Genomic DNA, 25,431 nt, shown 5'->3' with positions numbered 1-25,431 from the left:
ATGCTGAAGACGATCACCGGGGGCGCGCTCGGCGCGGCCCTCCTCGCCGGCACCGCGCTGGCGAACCCCTACGAGCCCTACGCCGGCACCACGGTCACCGTGATGTTCCCCGCGCACCCGCACTACGACGCGGCGATCGAGGTGCTCGACGAGTTCACCGAGCAGACCGGCATCGAGGTCGAGGTCGACCAGCTGCAGTACCTGCGGATGCGCGAGGCGCAGACGCTCGAGCTGACGAAGGACGAGGGCGACTACGACCTGATCTCCTACGTCGTGTTCTCGAAGGCGGACTACGTCTACGCGGACCAGCTGGAGAACCTCGCCAAGTACTTCATGAACCCGGCGCTGGCCGACCCGACCTACGACCAAGGCGACCTGATCCCCGGCTACGTCCAGAATATCGGCGTCGCGGGCGGCGAGAAGGGCTACCTGCCCGGCCAGCTCGGCTCCGCCTACGGCATCCCGTTCGGCTCCGAGACCTCGGTCCTCGCCTATCGCAAGGACATCTTCGAGAAGCACGGCATCGCCGCGCCGGAGACCTACGACGAACTGCTGGAGATCGCCTGCCAGATCCCCGAGCTGGAGCCCGGCATGGGCGGCATGGCGTCCCGCGCGGCCTCCGGCCACCAAGCGTCCCACGCCTTCCTGCTGCACCTCGCCCCGCTGGGAGGGCGCGTCTTCGACGACAACTGGCAGCCCCGCATCAACGACGAGGCGGGCGTGGCCGCGGCCAACGCGCTGAAGACCATCGTGGACTGCGGCCCCGAGGGCGGCACCACCTTCGGCCCGTCCGAGGCCGCGGCGGCCTTCAAGGCCGGTCAGGCGGCGATGTTCCTCGACTCCATCGCCTTCGCGGCGGGCTTCGAGGATCCCAGCCAGTCCACGGTCGCGGGCAACGTCGGCTACGCGCTCCACCCGATGGGCGTGCAGCGCGCGTCGCAGACCGGCGGCTTCGGCCTCGCCATCCCCGCCAACGCCCCCAACAAGGAGGCGGCCTTCCTGCTGATGCAGTGGCTCACCTCCAAGGCGGGCGACAAGCTGGTGGCGATGGAGGGGGGCAACCCGTCCCGCTTCTCGACCTATGCCGATCCCGAGGTGCAGGCCGCCTTCCCCTATGCCGAGACCTTCGGCGAGGCGCTGAAGTACGCCGACCCCGACTGGCGCCCGATCATCCCGACCTGGGGTCAGATCAACTCGGACATCGGCACCACCATGAGCCAGGTGCTGACCGAGGGCCTCGACCCGCAGGAGGCGCTGGACGGCGTGGCCGAGCGGACGCAGGCGCTGATGGACGAGGCCGGCTACTACGTCTGGCAGGACGCCGAGTGACCTGAGACAGGGCCGGCCCGCGAGCGGGCCGGCCCCCTCCCCCATCGTCCCCGGAACCGCCGCGGCCTGCCCCCACGAGGTCGTCGGGCCGGGACCGGGGACGATGGACCCCACCCCGTACGGATCGCGCCTCGATGCTCGCCAACGCCTCCCGCCTGACGCCCTACCTGTTCCTCGCCCCGGCGGTGGCGGTGATGGTCGTGGCGCTGCTCTACCCGCTGGGCTACGCGATCTACGCCTCGTTCCTCGACTGGAACCCCTCGCAGCGCATCGGCGAGGCCGAGTGGGTCGGCCTGCGCAACTACGCGTACCTGCTGGGCGACGCGGCCTTCCGCGAGAGCTTCTGGGTCACCATCCGCTTCGCCGCCATCGTCGTCACCATCGAGATGGTCCTCGGCGTGGGCCTCGCGCTCCTCCTCGACCGCAAGCTGCGCGGCATGACCGTCCTGCGCACCGTCTTCATCCTGCCGATGATGATCGCGCCGATCGTCGTCGGCCTGATGTGGCGCTACATGTACCACCCCACCGTCGGCACGCTGAACCGCACGCTCACGGACCTCGGCCTGCCCCCGGCCCCGTGGCTGTCGGACGGGGACTGGGCCTTCGCGTCGATCATCATCGCCGACGTGTGGCAGTGGACGCCCTTCATCTTCATCCTCGCCTTGGCCGCGCTCCAGTCGCTGCCCCGCTCCGCCATGGAGGCCGCGCGCATCGACGGCGCCAACGGCTGGCAGCTGATCTGGCACGTGAAGATCCCGCTGATGATGCCGGTGCTGATCGTCACCGCGCTGCTGCGCCTGATCGACGCCTTCAAGGTGCTGGAGGTGATCCTCGTGCTGACCAACGGCGGGCCGGGCCTGTCGACGGAGATCGTCGCGCTCCGCATCGCCCGCACGGCGCAGGAGTTCCGCGACCTCGGGGTGGCCTCGGCCATGTCGAACCTCCTGCTCCTCCTGCTCCTCGCGCTGACGATCGCGATGTTCGGCTACACCCGGTGGGCGGACGCCCGCGCCGCCCGCCTCGCGGCGGCCAAGGAAGCGGAGGTCGGCTGATGGACCGCGCGCCCAACCCGGCCTTCTACGTCCTGCTGATCTGCCTCGTGCTGATGGCCGTCGGGCCGATCTGGCTGATGCTGGCGACGTCGCTGAAGCTGAACGTCGACATCATCCAAGGAACGTCGGCCCTCTTCTTCGTCCCTACGCTCCAGAACTACGAGACGGTGCTCTGCGACTGGCTCTGGTACGAGCCCGAGCACGTCCGCCGCTGCGACAGGACCTTCGGGCGGGCGCTGGTCAACTCGCTCATCATCTCGTCCGTCTCCACCGCGATCACGCTGATCCTCGGCTGCATGGCGGCCTACGCGCTGGTGCGGTTCCGCTTCATGGGGCGCGGGGTCACCTCGCTCACGACGCTGATGGTCCGCATGGTCCCGCCCGCCGTGCTGCTCGTGCCGGTCTTCGGCATCTGGACGTTCCAGTATGGCCTCGACGGGACGCGCGGGGGCCTGATCCTCGTCTACGTGGCGATGAACCTGCCCTTCGTCATCTGGATCCTGCAGTCCTTCATCGTGCAGGTCCCCGTCCAGCTGGAGGAGGCCGCGCGCATCGACGGGGCGGGGCCGTTCCGCACCTTCTTCCTCGTGGTCCTGCCGCTCATCAAGCCGGGGCTGGCGGCGGCGGCGATCTTCACCTTCCGCATCGCGTGGAACGAGTTCCTGCTCGCCAACGCGCTCTCCGACCGCAGCACGCGGACGGTGCCGGTCGTGATCGTGAACTCCATCACGGAATACTCCATCGACTGGGGGGCGATCATGGCGACGGGCATGCTGCTCGCCGTCCCGCCCATCCTGTTCACGCTGGTCGCCTCGCGGCAGATCATCACCGGGATGACCGCAGGGGCGGTCAAGGGATGAGCCGCGCGCTCCACACGGGAGGCGCGACACGGAGGCTCTGCCCGTGATTGCCCCGGCCCTCCTCGACTGGCTGCTCGCCTCCATCGACGCGACGCGCCCGCACGACGTCTCGGTCGGCATCGCATGGCACGGGCGCGCGATGGTCCTCGCATGGGGCGTGCTCGTCCCCATCGGCGTCATCGCGGCGCGCTTCTTCAAGGTGCTGCCCCGGCAGCGCTACCCCGAGGTGATCGACAGCCGGGTCTGGTGGCGAACGCACCTGACCGCCCAGTGGACGTCGCTCGCGCTGATGGGCGTCGGCATGGCGCTCGTCCTCTACGCCCCGCCCTCCCCCTCGGCGACGGCGTGGGTGGACCTGCACGGCTGGCTCGGATGGGCGATCATCGCGCTCGGCGCGGCGCAGGGCCTCTCGGGCCTCTTCCGCGGCTCCAAGGGCGGCCCGAACGACCCACGGGGGCGCTTCCGGGGCGACCACTACGACATGACCCCCCGCCGCCTCGCCTTCGAGCGGTTCCACAAGACGGTGGGCTACTCCGTCCTCCTGCTCTCCGTCGTCACGGTGACCACGGGCCTCTGGCAGGCGAACGCGCCGCGCTGGATGTGGCTGGTCCTCGGCCTGTGGTGGTCCGGCCTCGCGGTCATCTTCGTCCTGCTCCAGCGGCGCGGCATGGTGGTCGACACCTACCGCGCGATCTGGGGGCCGGACCCCAACCATCCCGGCAACACCCGCGCGCCCCGGCGCGACCGCCACCACCCCGGAGAGTAAGATGGCCTTCTTCGAATCCCACGACCCCCGCTTCGACCGCTTCGTGCTGGGCAACGCCCCGGTCAAGAGGTTGGCAACCGGGTTCGACTGGGTCGAGGGGCCGGTCTGGTTCGGCGACGCGGGGTGCCTGCTCTTCTCGGACATCCCCAACGACACGATCCACCGCTGGTCGCCCGAGACGGGCGTCTCGACCTACCGCCGCCCGTCCCACAACGCCAACGGCCACACTCGCGACCGGCAGGGACGCCTGATCTCCTGCGAGCACCGGACCCGCCGCGTGACCCGCACCGAATGGGACGGCACGATCACCGTGCTGGCCGATTCCTACGAGGGGCGCCCCCTCAACTCCCCCAACGACGTGATCGTGGCCTCGGACGGGACGGTGTTCTTCTCCGACCCGCACTACGGGATCATGATGGACTACGAAGGCGAGCGCGCCGAGGAGGAGAACGCGCGCGTCGTCTACCGCCTCGACCCCGCGACCGGCGCGCTGGAGCAGGTGGTCACCGACATGGCATGCCCCAACGGCCTCTGCCTCTCGCCCGACGAGTCCCTGATGTACGTCGCCGACACCGGCCGCATGTGGTCCGACGACCCCCAACACATCCGCGTCTACGACATGTTGGACGGGCGCCCCGCGAACGGCCGCGACTTCGCCAAGCCGGACGTCGGCATCGCCGACGGCATCCGCTGCGACGAGGACGGGCTGCTCTGGTCCTCGGCGGGCGACGGCGTTCACTGCTTCGACACGGACGGGACCCTGCTCGGCAAGATCCTCGTCCCCGAGACGGTCAGCAACCTGTGCTTCGGCGGGCGCAGGAAGCACGTCCTCTACATGACGGGGACGACCTCGATCTACTCGGTCGCCCTCGCCCGCCGCGGGGTGCAATGGCCATGATGGGGTAGAACCCCATCCTCATCCCGGCCGCCGCGCCTCGTCCGGGCCGCCGAACATCTCCATCAGCGCGACCTCGTCCTCGCCGCCCCAGCCCCACGCCGTCAGCATCCGATGCACCTCCAGCGCCAGCGCCGTCGCGGGCATGGCGGTCATCGTGGAGCGCGCCAAGGCGTGCGCCCCCTCCAGATCCTTGATCATGTTGTCGATCCGCCCCGTCCGCTCGTAGTCGCGCGCGGCCATGCGGGGCATGAACTCCTGCAGGATCGCGCTGTCCGCGCGGCCCCCGGCCAAGGCCTGCGGGATCAGCGCCGCGTCCACGCCCGTCCGCTCCGCCAAGGCCGTCGCCTCGGCGGTGGCGAGGAAGTGGATGCCGCAGAGCACCTGGTTCACCAGCTTGGTCGCCTGCCCCGCCCCCGACGGCCCCATCCGCGTGATGTTCGCGCCCAGATGCGTCAGCACGCGGCGCTCGGCCTCGGCGCAGGCCGCCTCCGACCCGCCCAGCATCAGCGTCATCGTCCCCTTCGCCGCCTTGGGCGCGCCCCCGGAGAGCGGCGAGTCCACCCACGCGACCCCTCGGCCCTCGGCCTCCTCGGCCAAGCCCCTCGTCGCATCCGGATCGATCGACGACATGTCGATCACCATCGTCGCGTCGCCCAGCGCCCCGTCCTCGCCCACGGTCAGCGCGCGCACCGCCTCCGCCGAGTTGAGCGAGGTCAGCACCACGTCCGCCCCCTGCCCGGCCTCGGCGGCGGAGGCGCAGTCCACCGCCCCCTTCTCCGCCAGCGCGGCGCGCTTGGGCGGGTTGCGGTCGAACACCCGCACCCCGACCCCGCACTCCAACAGCCGTCCCCCGATGGCCTGCCCCATCGCGCCCGCCCCGATCAGGGCCACCACCGTCTCCGTCATCTCGCCACCTTCGATGTTCCAGAAATACTCCGGGGGCGGCCCGCAGGGCCGAGGGCGGGGCCCCCTGCCGCTCAGACCCCCACGCGGCACGCCGCCAGAAGCGCCATGTTCAGGATGTCCGACTGCGTGGACCCCGTGGACGCGATCTGGATCGGCCGGTCCACGCCCGTCAGGATCGGCCCCACGACGGTCGCGCCCGCCATCTCCTGCATCAGCTTGGTCGAGATCGAGGCCGAGTGCCGCGCGGGCACCACCAGCACGTTTGCCGGCCCCGTCAGCCGCGAGAACGGGTAGTTCGCCGCGATGTCCGCGTTGAGCGCGACGTCCACCGTCATCTCGCCCTCGTACTCGAAGTCCACGCCCCGCGCCTCCAGCACCTTGGGCGCGCGGTGCATCTTCGTCGCCCGCTCCGACACCGGGTAGCCGAAGGTCGAGAACGACACGAACGCCACCCGCGGCTCCAGCCCCAGCGCGCGCGCCACCTTGGCCCCCGCCTCGGCGATGAGCGCCAGCTCCTCCTCGTCCGGCCACTCGTGCACCAGCGTGTCGCCGATCAGCACGATGCGGCCCCGGTGGATCAGCGCGGTGATCCCCACCGCGTCCGTCGTCTCGTCCACGTCGAACACGTGGCCGATCAGGTCCATCACCTGCGCCGACTTGCGCGTGGCCCCGGTGATCAGCCCGTCGCCGTGCTCGTGCGCCAGCATCAGCGCCGAGAACACGTGCCGGTCCCGCGTCGCCATGCGGTGCACGTCCTGCGCGTCGTAGCCCTGCCGCTGGAGGCGGGCGTAGAGCGCGTCCTTGTAGGCGTCGAGGTGCCGGGTGTTGGCCGCGTTCACGACCTCCAGCTCCCGCACCGCGTCCGACAGGCCCGCCGCCGACAGCTTCTCGCGCACGTCGTCCTCGCGTCCGACGACCAGCGCCTTGCCGTAGCCCTGCCGCTGGTAGGCCACGGCGGCGCGCAGCACCCGCTCGTCGTCGCCCTCGGCGAAGATCATCCGCGCCTGCGCCGCCCGCGCGCGGGCCGAGATGCCCTGCAGGATGCTCGCCGTCGGGTCCATCCGCCGGGCCAGCGCGTCGCGGTAGCCCTCCATGTCCACGATCGGCCGTCGGGCGGCGCCCGTGTCCATCCCCGCCTTCGCCACGGCGGGCGGCACGACGTGGATCAGGCGCGGGTCGAACGGCGTCGGGATGATGTAGTCCCGCCCGAAGGTCAGCTTGCGCCCGTAGGCCACCGCCACCTCGTCGGGCACGTCCTCCCGCGCGAGGTCGGCCAAGGCCCGCGCGCAGGCGATCTTCATCTCGTCATTGATGGCCCGCGCATGCACGTCCAGCGCGCCCCGGAACAGATAGGGGAAGCCCAAGACGTTGTTGACCTGGTTGGGGTAGTCCGAGCGCCCCGTCGCCACGATGGCGTCCGCGCGCACGGCATGCGCCTCCTCCGGCGTGATCTCCGGGTCGGGGTTGGCCATGGCGAAGATCACCGGATCCTCGGCCATGCTCTCGACCATCGCTGGCGTCACCGCCCCCTTGGCCGACACGCCGAGGAACACGTCCGCGCCGGCCATGGCGTCCTCCAGCGTCCGCAGGTCCGTGGCGACGGCATGGGCCGACTTCCACTGGTTCATCCCCTCGGTCCGGCCTTGGTAGATGACGCCCTTGGTGTCGCAGGTGATGCAGTTCTCGTGCTTGGCCCCCATCGACTTGAGCAGCTCGATGCAGGCGATCCCCGCCGCGCCCGCGCCGTTGAGCACGATCCGCACGTCCTCGATCCGCTTGCCCGACAGGTGCAGCGCGTTGATCAGCCCCGCCGCGCAGATTACGGCGGTCCCATGCTGGTCGTCGTGGAACACGGGGATGTCCATCACCTCCTTGAGGCGGGACTCGATCATGAAGCACTCGGGCGCCTTGATGTCCTCGAGGTTGATGCCCCCGAAGGTCGGCCCCATCAGGCGCACGGCCTGCACGAACTCGTCGACGTCCTCGGTGTCCAGCTCGATGTCGACCGAGTTCACGTCCGCGAACCGCTTGAAGAGGACGGCCTTGCCCTCCATCACCGGCTTGGACGCCAGCGCCCCGAGGTTGCCGAGGCCCAAGACGGCGGTCCCGTTCGAGATGACCGCCACGAGGTTGCCCTTCGTCGTGTAGTCGTAGGCCAGCGCGGGATCGCCCGCGATCTCCTCGCAGGGGACGGCCACGCCGGGCGAGTAGGCCAAGCTGAGGTCGCGCTGCGTCCCCATCGGGGTCGAGGCTTGGATGTCCAGCTTCCCCGGCCGCGGCTCCAGATGGTAGGCGAGCGCCTCCTCCCGCGTGACGCGGCCGCGGCCCTTGCTGTCGGGCATGTCGGTCTCCTCCCCTGCCGTCCGGACACCATGGGCGAGGGGGTCGAGGGGGGCAACCGCCGGGAGGGGGCGCCGCCCCCTCGGCCTGCGGCCTCACCCCCGAGGTATTTCCGCCAAGATGAGGGGGCGGCGAAACGGGGGGGCGGTCCCGCGCATTGGACCCCCGCCCCACCCGGAGACCGCCCATGTTCGCCACCGCCCTCGAATCCGTGCCCGCCCTCAACGACGACGGCTCCATCAACGTCTTCATCGAGACGCCCATGGACAGCCGCCACAAGTACGAGCTGGACCCCTCCGGCCTGTTCAAGATCGCGCTCTCGCTGCCCGAGGGGATGCGCTTCCCCTTCTCCTTCGGCTTCGTCCCCAACACCAAGGCCCCCGACGGCGACGCGCTCGACATCCTCTTGCTGACCGACGGGCCGGTGCCGCACGGCGCGCTGATCGACGCGCGGGTGATCGGCGTGCTGCAGATGGAGAACGAGGAGGACGGCGAGATGGTCCGCAACGACCGCGTCGTCGCCATCGCGGGCATGAGCCGCATCTTCTCGGACTACGACGACCTCGAGCAGATGCGCTCGGGCTTCGTCTGGGACATGGAGCGGTTCTTCGACAGCTACAACGCGATGATCGAGCGCGACTTCCGCAAGGTGGGCCGCGGCGACCGCGAGGCGGCGCGCGAGATGCTCCGCGAGGCGATGGGCGAGGCCTAGCCCCGCTCCGTCCCCCGGAGCGCGATGCGGTGCGCGCAGGACAGCACCGCGTGGCGCAGCGCCTCGTAGAGCGGCGCGCCCTCGGAGTAGTCGGGTCGCAGCACCGCATCGACCCTTTGCGCGGGCGTGGGGTCCGCGTCCCGCGCGTAGTCCCCGTCCTTGTCGAGCGCGATGGCAAGGCCCCCCGCCCCGGTGAGGAAGGCGAAGGCCTGCAGGTCCGACGCCCCGTCGCCCAGATAGATCATCTGGTCGAACGGGCAGTGCATGTCCGCGTCCTCCACCCGCTCGCCCGCCCGCTCCGGCGCGTTCGACCCGTCGAGCGGCAGGCCCTTGCCCAGCGCCTCGAGGTAGAGCGCCTTGGCGGGGTGCCCGACGATGCGCTTGACGCAGAAGAGGCGGTCCTCCTCGTCGCTCTCGAAGCCCGAGGCGAGGATGCGGTCGAAGGCGTCCGCCACCCCCGTCTCCGCGATGATCTCGTCGTAGCCCGAGGACAGGACCACGAACTCCAGCTCGCAGTCCGTGACCTCCGCGGCCGCCTGCCGCAGCCGGTCCGGCATCTCCAGCACGCCGGGATACAGGTCGATCTCCCCCGCCGCGTCCCGCATCACCGCCTTGGACAGCGGGCGGTCCTTCGCCCGCCCGAGGTCGATCAGCGCCTGCCCCCGGCGCACGATCTCGTCCCAGCCGTCGCCCAGCGGCGCCTCGAACTCCTGCTCCCACTCGTCGCGCGAGATGCCGTAGGCCGCGCAGATCGCCTCGACGCTGTCGGTGGCGAGCGTCCGGTCGAAGTCGAAGGCGAGCAGGATGCGGGGGATGTGGGGATGCTTGGCGGCCATGCGGGCCGAACGCGCCCTTCCGGTCCCGGTTCCCCCCCTCTAGACCGGCAGCGGGGAGGGACACGCATGGCCGCGACGCCGATGATGGCGCAATACCTGGGGATCAAGGAGGAGGCGGGCGACGCCCTCCTGTTCTACCGGATGGGCGACTTCTACGAGCTGTTCTTCGCGGACGCGGAGGCGGCGGCGGCCACGCTCGACATCGCGCTGACCACGCGGGGCAAGCACGAGGGCCGGCCCATCCCGATGTGCGGCGTGCCGGTCCACTCCGCCGAGTCCTACCTGATGACGCTGATCCGCCGCGGCCACCGCGTCGCGGTCTGCGAGCAGCTGGAATCCCCTGCCGAGGCCAAGAAGCGCGGGTCCAAGGCGGTGGTGAAGCGCGGCATCGTCCGCGTCGTCACCCCCGGCACGCTGACAGAGGACGCGCTCCTGGAGGCGCGGGCGTCCAACTGGCTGGCCGCGTGGGGCGAGGTGCGCGGCGCGGGCGCGCTGGCGTGGGCCGACATCTCGACGGGGGCCTTCCGCGTGGCGGACTGCCCGGCGGATGCGCTCGGCCCCGAGATCGCCCGCCTCGGCGTGTCGGAACTCTGCGTGGCCGAGGCGACGGCCCCCCTCGACGCCTTGGCCGAGGCGCAGGGCTGCGCGCTCACCGAACTGGGCGCCCCCGCCTTCGACAGCGCGAACGGGGCGGACAAGCTGCGCGAGGCGTTCGGCGTGGCCTCGCTCGACGGGTTCGGCACGTTCGACCGCGCCATGCTGTCGGCGATGGGCGCGCTCGTGGGCTACGTCCGCACCACCCAGCGCGGGCGCCTGCCCGCCCTGCGGCCCCCCATGGTGCAGCGCGCCGAAGCGTCGATGCGCATCGACGCCGCCACGCGCCGCAACCTCGAACTCGTGCGCGGCCCCGAGGGCGGGCGCGCGGGCTCCCTGCTCGCCAGCGTGGACCGCACCGTGACGGCGGGCGGCGCGCGCCTGCTGGAGCGCCGCATCGGCGCGCCCTCGACGGACGTGGCCGAGATCCGCGCGCGGCTCGACGCGGTCGGCTGGCTGGTGGACCACTCCGACCGCGCCGAGGACGTCCGCGCCGCCCTGCGCGGCACGGCGGACATGGAGCGCGCCCTTTCCCGCCTTTCGGTCGAGCGGGGCGGCCCCCGCGACCTCTCGGCCCTGCGCGACGGCCTCGCGGCGGGCGCGCGCCTGCGGGGCGCGCTGGACGCCACGGACCTCCTCCTCGACCTGTCCGGCCTCGCCGGGGACGCGGCGCTGGAGGGGCTGCTCTCGGACGCGCTCGTCGCCGCCCCGCCGGTGCGCCTGTCCGACGGGGGGATGGTGGCCGAGGGGTTCGACGCCGACCTCGACGAGGCGCGCACGCTCCGCGACGAGGGGCGCGGCGTGATCCTGTCGCTGGAGGGGACCTACCGCGACCTCACCGGCATCGCCTCGCTCAAGGTCAAGCACAACAACGTCCTGGGCTACTTCGTCGAGACGACCGTCACCCACGAGGCGACGATGCGCGCCCTGCCGGAGACCTTCATCCACCGGCAGACCACCGCGTCGCAACTGCGCTGGACGACCTTGGAGCTGTCCGACCTCGAGACGCGCATTCTCAACGCCGGGGGCCGCGCCGCCGAGATCGAGGCGCGGGTCTTCGCCCGCCTCCGCGACGCCTGCCTCGCGGCCGCCGACGCGCTGCGCGCCTGCGCCGCCGCCCTCGCGGAACTGGACGTGGCTACCGCCCTCGCCGACCTCGCCCGCCAAGGCGGCTGGTGCCGCCCCAAGGTGGACGACGGGCGCGGCTTCCGCGTCGAGGCCGGGCGCCACCCGGTGGTGGAGGCCGCACTGCGCCGCACGGGCGAGCCCTTCGTCGCCAACGACTGCGAGATGGGCGCCGACGGCGGCGCCGCGATCCGCCTGCTGACGGGGCCGAACATGGGCGGCAAGTCCACGTGGCTGCGCCAGAACGCGCTGATCGCGGTGCTCGCGCAGGCGGGCAGCTACGTCCCCGCGGATGCCGCCGAGATCGGCGTCGTGTCGCGCCTCTTCTCCCGCGTGGGCGCCTCCGACGACCTCGCCCGCGGGCGGTCCACCTTCATGGTCGAGATGGTCGAGACGGCGGCCATCCTGAACCAAGCCGACGACCGCTCCCTCGTGATCCTCGACGAGATCGGGCGCGGCACCGCGACGTGGGACGGCCTGTCGATCGCGTGGTCCGTGCTGGAGCACCTGCACGAGGTGAACCGTTGCCGCGCGCTCTTCGCGACCCACTACCACGAGCTGACCGCGCTGGCCGCCCGGCTCGACGGGGTCGAGAACCGGACCGTGGCCGTGCGGGAATGGGAGGGCGACGTCGTGTTCCTCCACGAGGTGCGCGAGGGCGCCGCCGACCGCTCCTACGGGGTGCAAGTGGCCAAGCTGGCGGGCTTGCCCGACGCGGCGGTCTCCCGCGCCCGCGAGGTGCTGCGCGCCTTGGAGGAGGGGGAGCAGGGCGCCCAGCCCGCCGCGCTGATCGACGACCTGCCCCTGTTCCGCGCGGCCCCCGCCCCGGCCCCGCCGCGCGACAGCGGGGTCGAGGCGCGCCTGCGCGACCTGCGCCCCGACGACCTGTCCCCGCGCGAGGCGCTGGACCTGCTCTACGAGCTGAAGGGGCTGACCGGGTAGGGCCAGCCCCGCGCCGTCACGCGAGGATGAGGTCGTCCGCGCCGATCGCGTCCACCCATTCGAGGATCACCACCTCGTCCGCGGCGCCGTCCCCGTCGAGGTCGACCTGCAGGGTCCGGTCCGCGAAGGCGACCGACGCGCCGGACCCCGACAGGGCCGCGCCCGCGTACTCCAAGTCGCCGTAGCCGCGCAGGTCCAGCTGATCCTGCCCGCTGTCGAAGCCGCGCACGGTGTCCGCCCCGCTCCCGAGGCCGCTGTCCCCGGTGCCGAAGACGAACACGTCCGCCGCGTCCACCTCCTCCCAGTCGAGCAGCAGGTCGGCGCCCGCGCCCCCGTCGATCCGGTCGCGCCCGTCGCCGCCGGTCACCGTGTCGGCGCCGTCGTTCCCGCGCAGCACGTCGTCCCCCTCCTCGCCGGTCACGAGGTCGTTCCCGTCCCCGCCCGACGCGCGGTCGTCCCCCGCGCCGCCGCCGATCCGGTCCGCGTCGTCCCCGCCATAGAGCCGGTCCGCGCCGTCGCCGCCCCAGAGCGTGTCCATGCCGTCCTGCCCCGAGAGCCGGTCGCGGCCCTCGTCGCCCGCGAGGCTGTCCGCCCCGGTCCCGCCGGCGAGCCGGTCGTTGCCGTCCCCGCCCCAGAGCGTGTCGGTCCCGGCCCCGCCGTTCAGCCGGTCCGCGCCGTCGTCGCCCGCGAGCCGGTCGTTGCCGTCGCCGCCCGAGAGCCGGTCGTCGCCGGCTTGGCCCCCCAGCACGTCGTCGCCGCCCTCGCCCTTCTGCCGGTCGTCGCCCTCGCCCCCCCAGATGGAGTCGGCGCCCGTCCCGCCCGCGAGGGAGTCGTCGCCCTCCTGCCCGCCGATCACGTCGTCGCCGGACCCCCCGTCGACGGTGTCGTCGCCGTAGCTCGCCCACACGGAGTCGTCGCCGCCGCCCGCGAGGAACACCTCGTCCTCCGCGGCGGCGAGCGAGACGGAGTAGGTGCCGGAGTTCAGCGTCTCGGACGCGTTCGAGCCGTAGACGACGTTCTCGCCGTTCACGAACCAGTTCAGCCAGCCCGCCACGTCGGCCACCGTCTCGTTCTGGTCCCCGTCCTCGTTCTGGAAGCGTCCGTCCACGATGCGGAAGCCGACGTGGTAGATCGCGTCCCCGATCGTGTCGACGAGGCGGCGCCCTTGGAAGAGCGACGTCCCCCCGTCGCCCTGCACGAGGTGGTAGCCCGTCTCGAGGTCGCCCTCGTCGTCGCCGTGCCCCTCGAGGAAGTCGGCGTAGAGCGCGTCGTCCGCTCGGATGTGGCGGGACAGCGCGGCGAGGTCCTCGGGCGTCAGCCGCCCGTCGTCGTTGACCCCCGTGGCCGCCATCGCGGCCGCGATCACGTCGTTCATCAGTTCGGCGGCGTCCTCGGCCCCGGCGAGGTCGGCGTCGGAGACGCGGAACTGGATCCCCTCGTCGGCGAGGACGGTCTCGGTGATGGTGGACAGGTTGGCGCGGTCGGACATGGGAGGTCTCCGGTTGAAGGATGGTCGCGCCCTTCAACCCGCTGCCGCCCCCCTCCCGCGAGGCGCGCCCACCGCGCGTCCCGCGATGGGCCGTCCGCCGCCGCAGCGGCCCGCGCGGCTGCGCCGCTCTCCGCGCATCCAAGCCCGTCCCGCGCCGGTCGGCACGGCGCTGCCGACGCGGGACGGCCCGATCGGCGGATCAGGCGGGGGTCGAGGAGACGCCCACCTTCGCGGGCCGCAGCAGCCGGTCGTGCAGCAGGAACCCCTCGGACACGAGCTGGATGACCTGGCCCTTCACCGTGCCGGGCACCGGGGCCTCGAACATCGCCTCGTGGATCTCGGGGTCGAACACGTCGCCCTCGGCGGGGGCCACGACGGTCACGCCGTGCTTCTCGAACGTGTCCTCCAGCGAGCGCAGCGTCAGTTGCAGCCCCTCGAGGATCGCCTCCGAGCCCGCGACGCCCTCGGCGGCCTCCATCGCGCGCTTGAGGTTGTCGTGCACCGGCAGCAGGTCGCGCGCCAGCTTGGTGCCGCCGTAGCGGCTGGCCTCGTCGCGGTCGCGCGCGGCCCGCTTGCGCGCGTTCTCGGCCTCGGCCAGCGCGCGCATCATGCGGTCGCGCATCTCGTCGCGCTCGGCGATGACCGCCTCGACGGCCGCCGACGGGGCCGCGTCGTCGTTGGACGGGGCGCCCGAGGGCGATCCGGTGATCTCGACCTCCTCGTCCAGATCCTCCTCCTCGACGGCCTCCGGGTCGTCGAGGAAGGATTCGGGGTCGTGCTCGCGGGGATCAGCCATGATGGTCCTCAGGATTGCGGGCCGGACAGCATCCGGCCGACGAGTTGGGCCGTGTAGTCCACGATCGGGACGATGCGGCCGTAGTTCAGGCGCGTGGGGCCGATGACCCCCACGGCGCCGACGATGCGGCGGTCGGGGTCGGTGTAGGGCGACACCACGACCGAGGAGGCCCCGAGCGAGAAGAGCTTGTTCTCGGAGCCGATGAAGATGCGCACGCCCTCGCCAGATTCCACCAGCTCGAGGAACTCGGCGATGTCGCGCTTGCGCTCGAGGTCGTCGAACAGCGCGCGGATGCGGTCCAGCCCCTCGACGTCGGCCTCCAGCAGGTTGGAGCGCCCGCGCACGATCAGGCGCTCCTCGCGCTCGCCCCGGTTCTCCCAGACCGCGAGGCCGCTCTGGATCAGGTCGGCGGCCAGCGCGTCGATCTCGCGGCGGCGCGCGGCCACGTCCGTTGCCATCAGCCCCTTGAGGTCCGACAGCGTCCGCCCCTCGATCAGCGCGTTGAGCAGGTTCGCCGCCTCGCGCATCGACGACGGCGTGGCGCCGGGCGGCGGCGCGAAGACGCGGTTCTCCACGTGCCCGTCCGCGAAGACCAGCACCGTCAGCGCCCGGTCGGGGGCGAGGCCCACGAAGTCGATGTGCCGGATCGGCGCCTCGCGCTTGGGCGCCAGCACCAGCGAGGCCGACCCCGTGATCGCCGACAGCGCCCCGCCCACCCGGTCCAGCAGCTTGGCCGCGTCGGCGGCGCCGCCCATCGTCGCGTCGATGGCCTCGCGGTCGTCCTCGCCCAGCTTGGCCTCCAGCAGCCCGTCCACGAAGAGTCGCAGCCCCCGCTCGGTCGGCACCCGGCCCGCCGAGACGTGCGGCGCGCGCAGCAGGCCGAGAAGCTCGAGATCCTGCATCACGTTGCGCACCGTCGCCGCCGAGACCTGCTCCGACAGGCTCCGCGTCAGCGTCCGGCTCCCCACCGGCTCGCCGTCCGACAGGTAGCCCTCGACCACCCGGCGGAAGACCTCGCGGGAGCGGTCGTTCATCTCGGACAGGAGGTCTGGGGTCTGGTCCATGACGCTTTCTGCAGGAACCCGCCGGTCGCGCGGGCCGACGGCATGTATTCGGCGCGACCGGGCGGGTCAATCGGGGCCGCCCGGGTTGCCCCCCGCCGCGCGCCCCCGCTACGGGGGCGGCGACACGCCCGAGGAGGATGCCCATGCGCCCGTCGAACCGCGACCTGGACCAGATGCGCGAGGTCTCGATCGAGACCGGCGTGACCCGCCACGCCGAGGGGTCCTGCATGATCCGCATGGGCGGCACCCACGTGCTGTGCACCGCCTCCGTCGAGGAGCGCGTCCCCCCCTTCCTGCGCAACTCGGGCCAAGGCTGGGTGACGGCGGAGTACGGGATGCTGCCGCGCGCCACCCACACCCGCGGGCGCCGCGAGGCGGCGGCGGGCAAGCAGTCGGGCCGCACGCAGGAGATCCAGCGCCTGATCGGGCGGTCCCTGCGCGCCTGCATCGACCGCCAGGCGATGGGTGAGCGCCAGATCACCGTGGACTGCGACGTGATCCAAGCGGACGGCGGCACCCGATGCGCGTCGATCACCGGCGGCTGGGTCGCGCTGCGGCTCGCGGTGGACACGCTGATGACGGCGGGCGCGCTGACGAGCGACCCGATCCTCGACCACGTCGCCGCCGTCTCCTGCGGGGTCTATGCCGGCCAGCCGGTGCTGGACCTCGACTACGACGAGGACTCGCAGGCCGGCACGGACGGCAACTTCGTGATGACCGGCAAGGGCGGCATCGTCGAGGTGCAGGCCAGTGCCGAGGGCGCCACCTTCCCGCGGGCCACGCTGGACGAGCTGCTGCGCCTCGCGGAACTCGGCGTGGGCCAACTCGTCGGCGCCCAAGCGACCGCCACGGGGCGGGGGTGAGACGCTTCGACGGCGACCGCCTCCTCTTCGCCACGCACAACGCGGGCAAGGCCGAGGAGGTGGCGGCCCTGCTCGCCCCGGCGGGGATCGCGGTGCTCACCAACCGCCATTTCGACCTCGGGGAGCCGGACGAGACGGAATCCACCTTCGAGGGCAACGCGCTGATCAAGGCGCACGCCGCGATGGGGGCGACGGGCCTGCCCGTGCTCGCGGACGACAGCGGGATCGAGATCGACGGGCTCGACGGCGCGCCCGGCGTCCGCACGGCGGACTGGGCCGAGACCGGCGGCGGGCGCGACTTCGTCATGGCCATGGGCCGCGCCCATCGGGAGCTCGTGGACCGCGGCGTGCCGGAGCCGTGGACCGCCCGGTTCCGCGCGGTGATGGCCGTGCTCTGGCCCGACGGGCACGCCGAGGTCGTGGACGGGCGGTGCGAGGGGCGCGTCGTCTGGCCGATGCGCGGCGCGGTGGGCCACGGCTACGACCCGATGTTCGTCCCCGCGGGCGAGACGAGGACCTTCGCCGAGATGACCTTCGACGAGAAGAACGCGCGCAGCCACCGGGGCGCCGCGCTGCGGGCGTTGGCCCCGGTCTTCGGGCTGGACTGATCCGCCCCGCGTCCCCATCTGCGCCCGGCGGACGAGGCGCGGCGGGGGGCGGCGGGATGGAGAACTGGCAGATCGGAGGCTTCGGCCTCTACGTCCACTGGCCGTTCTGCGAGGCCAAGTGCCCCTATTGCGACTTCAACAGCCACGTCTCCCGGACCGTCGACCATGCCGCATGGCGCGCCGCCCTCGTAGTGGAGATCGAGCGCTGGGCGGAGCGCCTGCCCGGCCGCACCCTCGGCTCCGTGTTCTTCGGCGGCGGGACGCCCTCGCTGATGGAGCCCGCCACCGTGGAGGCGGTGCTCGACGCCGCGCGCCGCGTCTGGGGCACGTCGAACGCCTTGGAGGTGACGCTGGAGGCGAACCCCACCTCCGTCGAGCGGGACCGCTTCCGCGCCTTCGCCGCCGCCGGCGTGAACCGGGTGTCCCTCGGGGTGCAGGCGCTCGACGACGCGGCGCTGCGCGCCTTGGGGCGGACCCACGACGCGGCGGGGGCCCTGCGCGCGCTCGACACGGCGCGCGCCACGTTCGAGCGGGTCAGCTTCGACCTGATCTACGCCCGCCAGCACCAGGACGAGGTCGCGTGGGCGGACGAGCTGGCCCGCGCCCTCGCCTTGGGGCCCGACCACCTGTCCCTGTATCAGCTGACCATCGAGCCGGGGACGATGTTCCACACCCGCGCGGCCGCGGGGCGCCTGCCGGGGCTGCCCGACGAGGACCGCGGCGCGACCCTCTACGAGATGACGCAGGAGATCTGCGGGGCGGCGGGGCTTCCGGCCTACGAGGTGTCGAACCACGCGGTGCCGGGCCGGGAGTCGCGGCACAATCTGACCTACTGGCGGGCGGGGGACTGGGTCGGGATCGGCCCCGGCGCGGTCGGGCGGTTCACAAAGGCCGGACAGCGGCACGAGATGCGCAACGTCGCCGCGCCCGCGGCATGGCTCGCGGCGGCGACGACGGGCGAGGGTCACGCGGAGGTGAGCGCGGAGACCCGGACCGAATGGGCCGAGGAAGCCCTCATGATGGGCCTTCGTATCTCGGAAGGCGTTGATATAGAACGATTAAATCGGATCGGATGGGCGCCGGACGCCGATCGCGTCCGCGACGTGACGGATCTCGGCCTCTGCGTGGTGACGGACGGACGCCTGCGGACCACCCCGCGGGGCCGCCCGCTCCTCAACGAGGCGGTGCGCCGCCTGCTATGACTGGACCGGGCGTCCGGGCGCGAGCAGTTGGCACAGGTCGTCCAGCGCATCGAGATCCTTGTACGTGATCGTCACGCGCCCTTCCCCGCCGGGCTTGGCGTCGATCGACACCCGCATCCGAAGCGCCGCGCCGAGGTCGCGCTCCAGCGCGGCCGTATCTGCGTCCTTCTCGGGGGCCGGACGGCGCGCCGAGACGCGCTTCCCCTCGGCGTCGGACTTCACGAGCCGCTCGGTCTCGCGGACGGACAGGCCGCCGGAGATGATCCGCTTCGCGAGGTCGCCGGCGTTGTCGGCCCCGACGAGCGCGCGCGCATGCCCGGCGGTCAGGGCGCCGCTGCGGAGATGGGCCTGCACGTCGTCCGGCAGGGTGGTGAGGCGGAGCGCGTTGGCGATGTGGCTTCGGCTGCGTCCCACGAGGTCGCCCAGCCGCTCCTGCGTGTGGCCGTAGCGATCGAGCAGCGTCCTGTACCCGACCGCCTCCTCGAGCGGGTTCAGGTCGCTCCGCTGAATGTTCTCGACAATCGCGACCTCCAGCACGGCGGCGTCGTCCATCTCGCGCACCAGCACGGGGATCTCGTGCAGCCCGGCCATCTGCGCCGCGCGCCACCGGCGCTCGCCCGCGATGATCTGCAGATAGGCCCCGTCCGCCGGATCGGTCCGGACGATGATCGGCTGCAGCACGCCGCGGGTCCGGATCGACGCCGCGAGGTCGGACAGGTCGCCGTCGTCGAAGTGGCGGCGCGGCTGGTCCGGGTTGGGTCGCACGGTAGCGATCGGCACGTCCCGGTCCGGCGCCCGCGGCGGGGCGTCCCCCTGCGGCAGGTCCGCCATCAGCGCGGACAGGCCCCGCCCGAGGCCGCGACGTTCCGTCTTGTCAGCCATCGACTTCCTCCTTCGTGTCCCGCGCGAGACGGCGCAGCAGCTCGCCCGCCAGCGCACGATAGGCGATCGCCCCCTTGCTGTCCGGATCGTAGTCCAGGACCGACTTCGCGTGGCTCGGCGCCTCGCTTAGCCGCACGTTCCGGGGGATCCGCGTCTCGAACACGAGCTCGCCGAGGTTCGACCGCGCATCCTCCTCGACCTGCTGGCACAGGCGGTTCCGGCCGTCGAACATCGTGAGCACGATGCCCTCGAGCCGTAGGCCGGGATTGGCCGTCTGCCGCACCTCCCGCACTGTCAGCAGGAGCTGCGAGAGCCCCTCCAGCGCGAAGAACTCGGACTGGAGCGGCACGAGGACCGAGTCGGCCGCCACGAGCGCGTTCACCGTGAGCAGGCTCAGCGACGGCGGGCAGTCGATCAGGACCACGTCCGCATCCGGGGCCGACCGCAGGAGCGCCGCCCGGAGATGCTGCGTCCGGCGCCCGGACGACATCATCTGCACGTCCGCCGAGCTGAGATCCGTCGTCGCGGGCACGAGCGTGAGGTTCGGCGTCCCGAGCGGAAGCGCCGCGTCCCCGATCGCCGCCCCCTCGAGGAGCACGTCGTAGCTCGTGACGCGACGATCCTCGCGCTCGATCCCCACCCCCGTCGAGGCGTTCCCCTGCGGGTCGAGGTCGATCACGCAGACCCGCCGCCCCCGCGCCGCGAGGGCAGCGCCGAGGTTGATCGCGGTGGTGGTCTTCCCGACGCCCCCCTTCTGGTTGGCGATCGCGATGACCCTAGGACGAGAGAGGTTCGACATCGGTGAGCACGAGGATTGCGGCGTCCGGCTGCGTCGGACTGGGGTGGGTCTGGAGCGAGAATCGCCACGACGGAAGGGCAGCGTCGCGTTCCGCGCGCCATGTGACGCCCTTCGGGAACACCATGACGGTCCGAGGACCGCAATGGAGATGCGCGAGCGACAGGAGCTTCGGAAGCGGCGCGAGGGCGCGGGCGGACAGCACGTCCGGCACGGGGACCTCGGCCTGCTCGATCCGATCCGAATGCACGACGACGTTCAGATCTAGCTCACGCGCGACCGTACGAAGGAACATCGCCTTCCGGACATCGCTCTCGACGAGGTGTACGGAGGTTCCTTCCGACCGGCGATGGATCGCCGCGACGATGCCAGGGAAACCCCCACCGCTCCCGAGATCGACCCAGCAGTCGGCAGATACCGGCGCGACATCGACAACCGCACGGCTGTCTCGAAGATGGCGCTCTTCGAGGCGCGGAAGATCGGTACGGGAAACCAAATTGATGCGAGGAGACCATCGACGGACGAGGTCGAGATACGCGGCCTCCAGTTCCGTTGTTTCACGTGAAACGTTCATGCGGATGCCCGCGTCTCGGCCTTCTTCATCTCCATCAGAACCGCCACGAGGGCCGCCGGCGTCATCCCGTCGATCGCCCGGGCCTCCGCGACCGTACGCGGGCGCCGCTCGCTCAGCTTCTGCCGCAACTCGCCCGATAGACTTCCGACCATCCTGAAGTCGAAATTGGGCGGAATCTCCTGCATCTCGTCGCGCCGAAGCGTCTCCGCGTCGTTCCTTTGGCGGGTCTCATACCGCTCATAGAGCGACGTGATGCGAAGCTGGGCGACCACGTCGGCGTCCATCTCCGCCGTCTCGGGCCACGCCCGCCGAACGGCGATGATCCCGTCCCCCCCCTGCCCCAAGAGATCCCAAGCGGTCCGGCGTCGGCCATCCTCCCGCACGTCCGCCCCACGCGCGTTCAACTGCGCGGGCGTCGCCGACAAGGATTCAAGATCGCTCCGACCTCGCGCAAGCGCATCCATCTTCGCTTCGAACGCCGCACGACGCGCGGAACCGACGAGGCCATGCTCAATCCCCAACGGAGTAAGCCGCTGGTCCGCATTGTCCGCCCGGATCGTGAGGCGATACTCCGCACGCGACGTGAACATGCGATACGGCTCGAGCACCCCACGCGATACGAGATCGTCGATCATCACGCCGATGTAGCTCTCGGTCCGCGAGAACCGCACCGGGCCCTCCCCCCGGACATGCCGGAGCGCGTTCATCCCGGCCACGAGACCCTGCGCCGCCGCCTCCTCGTACCCGGTCGTCCCGTTGATCTGTCCGGCCAAGAAGACGAAGGGATGGCCGCGCAGCGCGAGGCTAGCATCCAACGCCCGCGGATCGACGTAGTCGTACTCCACCGCATATCCCGGCTGCAGGATCCGGGCATTCTCCAGCCCAGCGATGGATCGGACGTAATCCTCCTGCACCTCCTCCGGAAGCGACGTCGATATGCCGTTCGGATAGACCGTATCGAGATCGAGCCCCTCGGGCTCGAGGAAGATCTGATGCGACGTCTTCTCCGCGAACCGGACGACCTTGTCCTCGATCGACGGACAGTAGCGCGGCCCTACGCCGTCGATATGGCCCCCATACATGGCGGATCGGGAGAGGTTCGCGCGGATGATCTCGTGCGTCCGCTCGTTCGTATGGGTGATCGCGCAAGACACCTGCCGCGCGACCGGACGATCGGACAGGAACGAGAACAGGACCGGGTCCGCATCTCCGACCTGCTGGTCCAGGCCGTCCATCCGGATCGACCGGCGGTCGAGACGCGGCGGCGTTCCGGTCTTCAGACGTCCGACGGCGGGCACGACCTCGCGGAGCCACGATGACAGTCGGGTCGCCGCTCGATCCCCCATGCGTCCCGCCGGGACGGACCGGTCCCCGATATGGATCGTGCCGCCGAGGAAGGTTCCCGTCGCGAGCACGACGGCCCCGGCCTGCAGCTCGGCGCCATCCGCGAGGTGGACGATCACGCCGCGATCCAGCGGTTCGACCGAGACGACCTCGCCCTCCACGACGTCGACCTTCGGCTCGTCCTCGACCCGTCGCCGCACGGCCGCCGCGAAGAGCGTGCGGTCGGCCTGCGCCCGGGGCCCTTGCACCGCCGGGCCGCGGCGCCGGTTGAGCAGCCTGAACTGGATACCGGCCTCGTCCGCCGCCAGACCCATCACGCCACCAAGCGCATCGATCTCCCGAACGAGATGACCCTTCCCGAGCCCGCCGATCGCCGGGTTGCACGACATCTGGCCCAAGTCGGCCCCGCGCAGCGTCATGAGCGCGACGGTGCCCCCCATCCGTGCGACGGCCATCGCGGCCTCTACGCCGGCATGACCCCCGCCGATCACCACGACATCATGTTTCACGTGAAACACCTACTTCCCGAGGCAGAACGAAGAGAAGATCTCGCCTAGCACCTCCTCGACGTCGACGCGACCCAGAATGCGCTCCAGCGCCGTCGTCGCTCGGCGGATATCCTCCGCCACGAGCTCCGCTTCGTCCGCGCCCGCTTGGTCTATCGCCGCCTCGATCGCGGACGCCGCCTCCTCCAGCATGATCCGATCCCGCTCTCGCGACACGAACGAATCCCCGACGCCCCCGTCCTCGACGTGCTTTCCGATCCACTCGACGATCCGATCGACTCCGACGCCCGTCACCGCCGATACGTCCCCCCCGCCGAGGTCCGCCTTCCCCCGCAGCACGAGGTCGCGGTCGGCGCGGAACAGGTCCGGGTCGGGCGCCTCGTCGGCGAGGCGGAGGAACAGCCGGAGGTCGGCGTCCCGCGCCCGAGCCTTCGCGCGATCTATTCCGAGCCCCTCGACCTCGTCCGCCGTCGTCCGCAGGCCAGCGGTGTCCAGCAGCGTCACGAGGATGCCGTCGAGTTCGATCCGCGCCTCGATCACGTCCCGCGTGGTCCCGGCCCGATCCGACACGATGGCCACGTCGCGGGACGTCAACCTATTGATAAGGCTTGATTTTCCGGCGTTCGGTGGCCCGATGACGGCGACGACGACACCTTCCCGGACCGCGCGCGCGCGCGCGGCGCCCGCGATCTGCGCGCCGATCCCGTCCCGGACCCCGACGAGGAGGTCACGCACCTCCGGCAGCACGTCCTGCGGCACGTCCTCGTCGGCGAAATCGATTGTCGCCTCCAAAAGCGCCCGCGCCCGCACGAGCGCGGCGCGCCAACCCGACAGCATCTCCGACCACGCGCCGTCGGCCACCCGCAGGGCGGTCCGCCGCTGCTCCTCGGTCTCCGCGTCGATCAGGTCCGCGAGCCCCTGCACCTGGGTCAGGTCGAGCACCCCGTTCTCGAGCGCCCGCCGCGTGAACTCGCCGGCCACCGCCATCCGCGACAGGCCCAGCTCGCCCAAGGACCGCAGCACCGCCTCGACCACCGCGGGCCCGCCATGCACGTGGAACTCGACCACCGGCTCGCCGGTGAAGCTCGCCCCCTCCGCGAAGGGCAGCACGAGCCCCCGATCGAGCGCCGTCCCCGCCCCGTCCCGGATCGTCCGCAGCCCCGCCTCCCGCGGCGCGGGCAGCGGCGCGGCCATCCGGTCCGCGATGGCCCATGCCGACGGCCCCGACACCCGGATCACCGCGACCCCGGCCCGCCCCCGGCCGGTGGCGAGGGCGTGGATCGTCTCCATCGGCCCGCGCCGTCAGCTGTTCATCGACTGGAAGAAGTCCGAGTTCGTCTTGGTCTGCTTCAGCTTCCCGATCAGGAACTCGATCGCGTCCGTCGTCCCCATCGGGTTCAGGATGCGGCGCAGCACGAACGTCTTCTGCAGGTAGGCCGGATCGACCAGCAGGTCCTCCTTCCGGGTGCCGGACTTGAGGATGTCCATCGCCGGGAAGATGCGCTTGTCGGCCACCTTGCGGTCGAGCACGACCTCCGAGTTGCCGGTGCCCTTGAACTCCTCGAAGATCACCTCGTCCATCCGGCTGCCCGTGTCGATCAGCGCGGTCGCGATGATCGTGAGCGAGCCGCCCTCCTCGATGTTCCGCGCCGCGCCGAAGAACCGCTTCGGCCGCTGCAGCGCGTTGGCGTCCACGCCGCCCGTCAGCACCTTGCCCGAGGACGGCACCGTCGTGTTGAACGCCCGCCCGAGGCGCGTGATCGAGTCGAGCAGGATCACCACGTCCCGCTTGTGCTCCACGAGGCGCTTGGCCTTCTCGATCACCATCTCCGAAACCGCCACGTGCCGCGTCGCCGGCTCGTCGAAGGTCGAGGAGATCACCTCGCCCTTCACCGACCGCTGCATGTCCGTCACCTCCTCGGGCCGCTCGTCGATCAGCAGCACCATGAGGTAGCACTCGGGATGGTTCGTCTCGATCGACTTGGCGATGTTCTGCAGCAGCACCGTCTTGCCGGTCCGCGGCGGCGCCACGATCAGCGAGCGTTGCCCCTTCCCGATCGGCGCCACGAGGTCGATGATCCGCGCCGAGCGGTCCTTGATCGTCGGATCCTCGATCTCCATCGTCAGGCGCTCGTCCGGGTAGAGCGGCGTCAGGTTGTCGAACGACACCTTGTGCCGCGCCTTCTCCGGCTCCTCGAAGTTGATCGACGTCACCTTCGTCAGGCAGAAGTAGCGCTCGTTGTCGTCCGGCGCCTGGATCACGCCGTCCACCGTGTCCCCGGTCCGCATCGAATGCGCCCGGATCACCTCGGGGCTCACGTAGATGTCGTCGGGGCCGGGCAGGTAGTTCGCCTCCGGGTTCCGCAGGAAGCCGAACCCGTCCTGCAGCACCTCCAGCACGCCCTCGCCCGAGATCTCCCAGCCCTCGTCCGCCCGCTCGCGCAGGATCGAGAACATCAGCTCGCCCTTCCGCATCGTCGAGGCGTTGTCGATCTCGAGGTCCTCGGCCATCTGCACGAGGTCCTTGGCGGGCGTCGCCTTCAGGTCGCGGAGGTGCAGGGTCTCGGTGTGGTCGTCGCGCATATGCGTGCTCCAAGGCGCACCCCGCCCCGGGGCGCGCGCATCGTCATGTCATCGGGGAACGGCATCCGGGTCAGGACGACCCGCCGTTTCCTCGCATCTAGGCAGCGCGCGGGCACCCGTCAATCCGGCCGTCCTTCCATAAATATAAGAGAAAGAAGAAGGATGATGATGATTTAGGGGCTGGGGAGAACGGGGAGGAATCGGGTTTCCAACAGGACGGGCCGGACCCGCCCGCGCGGCGCGGGGGAGAACGTCCGGGGAACGGGGGCGAATCGGAACATCCGGACGTCTTTTCAAGGGCTTGCGCCGGATGCCCCCTGTGCGGAACTCGTTGGAATCGGTGGAGGTCCGCCCGCCGCGCACC

22 protein-coding genes are annotated in these 25,431 nt (G+C 71.5%); 10 read left to right on the top strand and 12 right to left on the bottom strand.

Annotation, left to right across the window (positions count from 1 at the left end):
• The 5 genes from JQC91_RS04560 to JQC91_RS04540 all read left to right on the top strand — a co-directional run bounded on the left by JQC91_RS04560 (window position 1) and on the right by JQC91_RS04540 (window position 4,905).
• Window positions 1–1,329: an extracellular solute-binding protein gene (locus JQC91_RS04560; RefSeq protein ID WP_203285611.1), complete on the top strand. Its 1,329-nt coding sequence runs from the start codon at window positions 1–3 to the stop codon at window positions 1,327–1,329.
• 134 nt (window positions 1,330–1,463) lie between these two features.
• Entirely contained in the window at window positions 1,464–2,381 is a 918-nt protein-coding gene (locus JQC91_RS04555) for a sugar ABC transporter permease (RefSeq protein WP_203285610.1), read from the top strand.
• Window positions 2,381–3,241 carry a carbohydrate ABC transporter permease gene (locus tag JQC91_RS04550; protein WP_203285609.1) on the top strand — a complete coding sequence of 287 codons (861 nt, stop codon included), beginning with the start codon at window positions 2,381–2,383 and terminating at the stop codon, window positions 3,239–3,241. The genes JQC91_RS04555 and JQC91_RS04550 overlap by 1 nt, the downstream gene beginning before the upstream one ends.
• 43 nt (window positions 3,242–3,284) lie before the next feature.
• Window positions 3,285–4,007 (top strand): cytochrome b561 domain-containing protein, encoded by a 723-nt coding sequence (locus tag JQC91_RS04545; RefSeq protein WP_343069902.1) that lies wholly within the window; start codon window positions 3,285–3,287, stop codon window positions 4,005–4,007.
• Between the two features lies 1 nt (window position 4,008).
• Window positions 4,009–4,905, top strand: coding sequence for an SMP-30/gluconolactonase/LRE family protein (locus tag JQC91_RS04540; protein WP_203285608.1), 897 nt, complete (start codon window positions 4,009–4,011; stop codon window positions 4,903–4,905).
• An 18-nt stretch (window positions 4,906–4,923) separates the two neighbouring features.
• Here JQC91_RS04540 and JQC91_RS04535 read toward each other — a convergent pair whose 3' ends face one another.
• Entirely contained in the window at window positions 4,924–5,811 is an 888-nt protein-coding gene (locus JQC91_RS04535; protein WP_203285607.1) for an NAD(P)-dependent oxidoreductase, read from the bottom strand.
• A 71-nt stretch (window positions 5,812–5,882) separates the two neighbouring features.
• Entirely contained in the window at window positions 5,883–8,153 is a 2,271-nt protein-coding gene (locus tag JQC91_RS04530) for an NADP-dependent malic enzyme (protein ID WP_203285606.1), read from the bottom strand.
• Window positions 8,154–8,338: 185 nt separating this feature from the next.
• Here JQC91_RS04530 and JQC91_RS04525 point away from each other — a divergent pair, with 185 nt between their 5' ends.
• Window positions 8,339–8,863 carry an inorganic diphosphatase gene (locus tag JQC91_RS04525; protein WP_203285605.1) on the top strand — a complete coding sequence of 175 codons (525 nt, stop codon included), beginning with the start codon at window positions 8,339–8,341 and terminating at the stop codon, window positions 8,861–8,863.
• Here the strand turns inward: JQC91_RS04525 and JQC91_RS04520 are convergent.
• The gene (locus JQC91_RS04520) at window positions 8,860–9,699 is read right to left on the bottom strand and encodes a haloacid dehalogenase-like hydrolase (RefSeq protein WP_203285604.1); all 840 of its coding nucleotides are present in this window, start codon (window positions 9,697–9,699) and stop codon (window positions 8,860–8,862) included. The two genes, JQC91_RS04525 and JQC91_RS04520, sit on opposite strands and share 4 nt — an antisense overlap.
• 66 nt (window positions 9,700–9,765) lie before the next feature.
• Here JQC91_RS04520 and mutS point away from each other — a divergent pair, with 66 nt between their 5' ends.
• Window positions 9,766–12,360: a DNA mismatch repair protein MutS gene (gene mutS, locus JQC91_RS04515; protein ID WP_203285603.1), complete on the top strand. Its 2,595-nt coding sequence runs from the start codon at window positions 9,766–9,768 to the stop codon at window positions 12,358–12,360.
• A gap of 16 nt (window positions 12,361–12,376) precedes the next feature.
• Here the strand turns inward: mutS and JQC91_RS04510 are convergent, their stop codons facing one another.
• From JQC91_RS04510 to hrcA, 3 genes are all read right to left on the bottom strand, one after another.
• Window positions 12,377–13,849 carry a calcium-binding protein gene (locus tag JQC91_RS04510; protein WP_203285602.1) on the bottom strand — a complete coding sequence of 491 codons (1,473 nt, stop codon included), beginning with the start codon at window positions 13,847–13,849 and terminating at the stop codon, window positions 12,377–12,379.
• A 199-nt stretch (window positions 13,850–14,048) separates the two neighbouring features.
• Complete coding sequence (locus JQC91_RS04505; RefSeq protein ID WP_203285601.1) at window positions 14,049–14,645, bottom strand: nucleotide exchange factor GrpE; 597 nt, start codon at window positions 14,643–14,645, stop codon at window positions 14,049–14,051.
• 8 nt (window positions 14,646–14,653) lie between these two features.
• On the bottom strand, window positions 14,654–15,709 hold the full coding sequence (gene hrcA / locus JQC91_RS04500) for a heat-inducible transcriptional repressor HrcA (RefSeq protein WP_203285600.1): 1,056 nt from the start codon (window positions 15,707–15,709) through the stop codon (window positions 14,654–14,656).
• A 143-nt stretch (window positions 15,710–15,852) separates the two neighbouring features.
• Here hrcA and rph point away from each other — a divergent pair, with 143 nt between their 5' ends.
• Genes rph through hemW form a run of 3 tightly spaced genes read left to right on the top strand, consistent with a single transcriptional unit; the run spans window position 15,853 to window position 18,382 of the window.
• Entirely contained in the window at window positions 15,853–16,572 is a 720-nt protein-coding gene (gene rph, locus JQC91_RS04495) for a ribonuclease PH (RefSeq protein ID WP_203285599.1), read from the top strand.
• On the top strand, window positions 16,569–17,180 hold the full coding sequence (locus JQC91_RS04490; RefSeq protein WP_203285598.1) for a non-canonical purine NTP pyrophosphatase: 612 nt from the start codon (window positions 16,569–16,571) through the stop codon (window positions 17,178–17,180). The genes rph and JQC91_RS04490 overlap by 4 nt, the downstream gene beginning before the upstream one ends.
• Window positions 17,181–17,236: 56 nt before the next feature.
• Window positions 17,237–18,382 carry a radical SAM family heme chaperone HemW gene (gene hemW / locus JQC91_RS04485; RefSeq protein ID WP_203285597.1) on the top strand — a complete coding sequence of 382 codons (1,146 nt, stop codon included), beginning with the start codon at window positions 17,237–17,239 and terminating at the stop codon, window positions 18,380–18,382.
• Here the strand turns inward: hemW and JQC91_RS04480 are convergent.
• The 6 genes from JQC91_RS04480 to rho are packed head-to-tail and all read right to left on the bottom strand — an operon-like array spanning window position 18,377 to window position 25,067.
• Complete coding sequence (locus JQC91_RS04480) at window positions 18,377–19,264, bottom strand: ParB/RepB/Spo0J family partition protein (RefSeq protein WP_203285596.1); 888 nt, start codon at window positions 19,262–19,264, stop codon at window positions 18,377–18,379. The genes hemW and JQC91_RS04480 overlap by 6 nt on opposite strands.
• Entirely contained in the window at window positions 19,257–20,063 is an 807-nt protein-coding gene (locus JQC91_RS04475; RefSeq protein WP_203285595.1) for a ParA family protein, read from the bottom strand. The genes JQC91_RS04480 and JQC91_RS04475 overlap by 8 nt, the downstream gene beginning before the upstream one ends.
• Window positions 20,041–20,634 (bottom strand): 16S rRNA (guanine(527)-N(7))-methyltransferase RsmG, encoded by a 594-nt coding sequence (locus JQC91_RS04470; RefSeq protein WP_203285594.1) that lies wholly within the window; start codon window positions 20,632–20,634, stop codon window positions 20,041–20,043. The genes JQC91_RS04475 and JQC91_RS04470 overlap by 23 nt, the downstream gene beginning before the upstream one ends.
• Window positions 20,631–22,487 (bottom strand): tRNA uridine-5-carboxymethylaminomethyl(34) synthesis enzyme MnmG, encoded by a 1,857-nt coding sequence (mnmG, locus tag JQC91_RS04465; protein ID WP_203285593.1) that lies wholly within the window; start codon window positions 22,485–22,487, stop codon window positions 20,631–20,633. Before mnmG ends, JQC91_RS04470 begins: the two co-directional genes overlap by 4 nt.
• A 9-nt stretch (window positions 22,488–22,496) precedes the next feature.
• Complete coding sequence (gene mnmE / locus JQC91_RS04460; protein WP_203285592.1) at window positions 22,497–23,774, bottom strand: tRNA uridine-5-carboxymethylaminomethyl(34) synthesis GTPase MnmE; 1,278 nt, start codon at window positions 23,772–23,774, stop codon at window positions 22,497–22,499.
• A gap of 12 nt (window positions 23,775–23,786) precedes the next feature.
• The gene (rho, locus tag JQC91_RS04455; RefSeq protein ID WP_203285591.1) at window positions 23,787–25,067 is read right to left on the bottom strand and encodes a transcription termination factor Rho; all 1,281 of its coding nucleotides are present in this window, start codon (window positions 25,065–25,067) and stop codon (window positions 23,787–23,789) included.
• Between the last annotated feature and the right edge of the window lie 364 nt (window positions 25,068–25,431).

This window comes from Jannaschia sp. Os4, from assembly GCF_016820245.1.
In the GTDB taxonomy this organism is placed as follows: Bacteria; Pseudomonadota; Alphaproteobacteria; order Rhodobacterales; family Rhodobacteraceae; genus Jannaschia.
This window is presented reverse-complemented; position numbering and strand designations above follow the sequence as displayed.

Excerpts from the sequence above, each read along its gene's own strand:
- JQC91_RS04470 (WP_203285594.1), bottom strand. The coding sequence starts at position 20,634 with ATGAACGTTTCACGTGAAACAACGGAACTGGAGGCCGCGTATCTCGAC.
- JQC91_RS04520 (WP_203285604.1), bottom strand. The coding sequence starts at position 9,699 with ATGGCCGCCAAGCATCCCCACATCCCCCGCATCCTGCTCGCCTTCGAC.
- mnmE (WP_203285592.1), bottom strand. The coding sequence starts at position 23,774 with ATGGAGACGATCCACGCCCTCGCCACCGGCCGGGGGCGGGCCGGGGTC.
- JQC91_RS04510 (WP_203285602.1), bottom strand. The coding sequence starts at position 13,849 with ATGTCCGACCGCGCCAACCTGTCCACCATCACCGAGACCGTCCTCGCC.
- JQC91_RS04475 (WP_203285595.1), bottom strand. The coding sequence starts at position 20,063 with ATGTCGAACCTCTCTCGTCCTAGGGTCATCGCGATCGCCAACCAGAAG.
- JQC91_RS04525 (WP_203285605.1), top strand. The coding sequence starts at position 8,339 with ATGTTCGCCACCGCCCTCGAATCCGTGCCCGCCCTCAACGACGACGGC.
- JQC91_RS04550 (WP_203285609.1), top strand. The coding sequence starts at position 2,381 with ATGGACCGCGCGCCCAACCCGGCCTTCTACGTCCTGCTGATCTGCCTC.
- JQC91_RS04560 (WP_203285611.1), top strand. The coding sequence starts at position 1 with ATGCTGAAGACGATCACCGGGGGCGCGCTCGGCGCGGCCCTCCTCGCC.
- mutS (WP_203285603.1), top strand. The coding sequence starts at position 9,766 with ATGGCCGCGACGCCGATGATGGCGCAATACCTGGGGATCAAGGAGGAG.
- JQC91_RS04530 (WP_203285606.1), bottom strand. The coding sequence starts at position 8,153 with ATGCCCGACAGCAAGGGCCGCGGCCGCGTCACGCGGGAGGAGGCGCTC.
- JQC91_RS04535 (WP_203285607.1), bottom strand. The coding sequence starts at position 5,811 with ATGACGGAGACGGTGGTGGCCCTGATCGGGGCGGGCGCGATGGGGCAG.
- hemW (WP_203285597.1), top strand. The coding sequence starts at position 17,237 with ATGGAGAACTGGCAGATCGGAGGCTTCGGCCTCTACGTCCACTGGCCG.
- hrcA (WP_203285600.1), bottom strand. The coding sequence starts at position 15,709 with ATGGACCAGACCCCAGACCTCCTGTCCGAGATGAACGACCGCTCCCGC.
- JQC91_RS04555 (WP_203285610.1), top strand. The coding sequence starts at position 1,464 with ATGCTCGCCAACGCCTCCCGCCTGACGCCCTACCTGTTCCTCGCCCCG.
- JQC91_RS04480 (WP_203285596.1), bottom strand. The coding sequence starts at position 19,264 with ATGGCTGACAAGACGGAACGTCGCGGCCTCGGGCGGGGCCTGTCCGCG.
- JQC91_RS04540 (WP_203285608.1), top strand. The coding sequence starts at position 4,009 with ATGGCCTTCTTCGAATCCCACGACCCCCGCTTCGACCGCTTCGTGCTG.
- rph (WP_203285599.1), top strand. The coding sequence starts at position 15,853 with ATGCGCCCGTCGAACCGCGACCTGGACCAGATGCGCGAGGTCTCGATC.
- rho (WP_203285591.1), bottom strand. The coding sequence starts at position 25,067 with ATGCGCGACGACCACACCGAGACCCTGCACCTCCGCGACCTGAAGGCG.
- JQC91_RS04505 (WP_203285601.1), bottom strand. The coding sequence starts at position 14,645 with ATGGCTGATCCCCGCGAGCACGACCCCGAATCCTTCCTCGACGACCCG.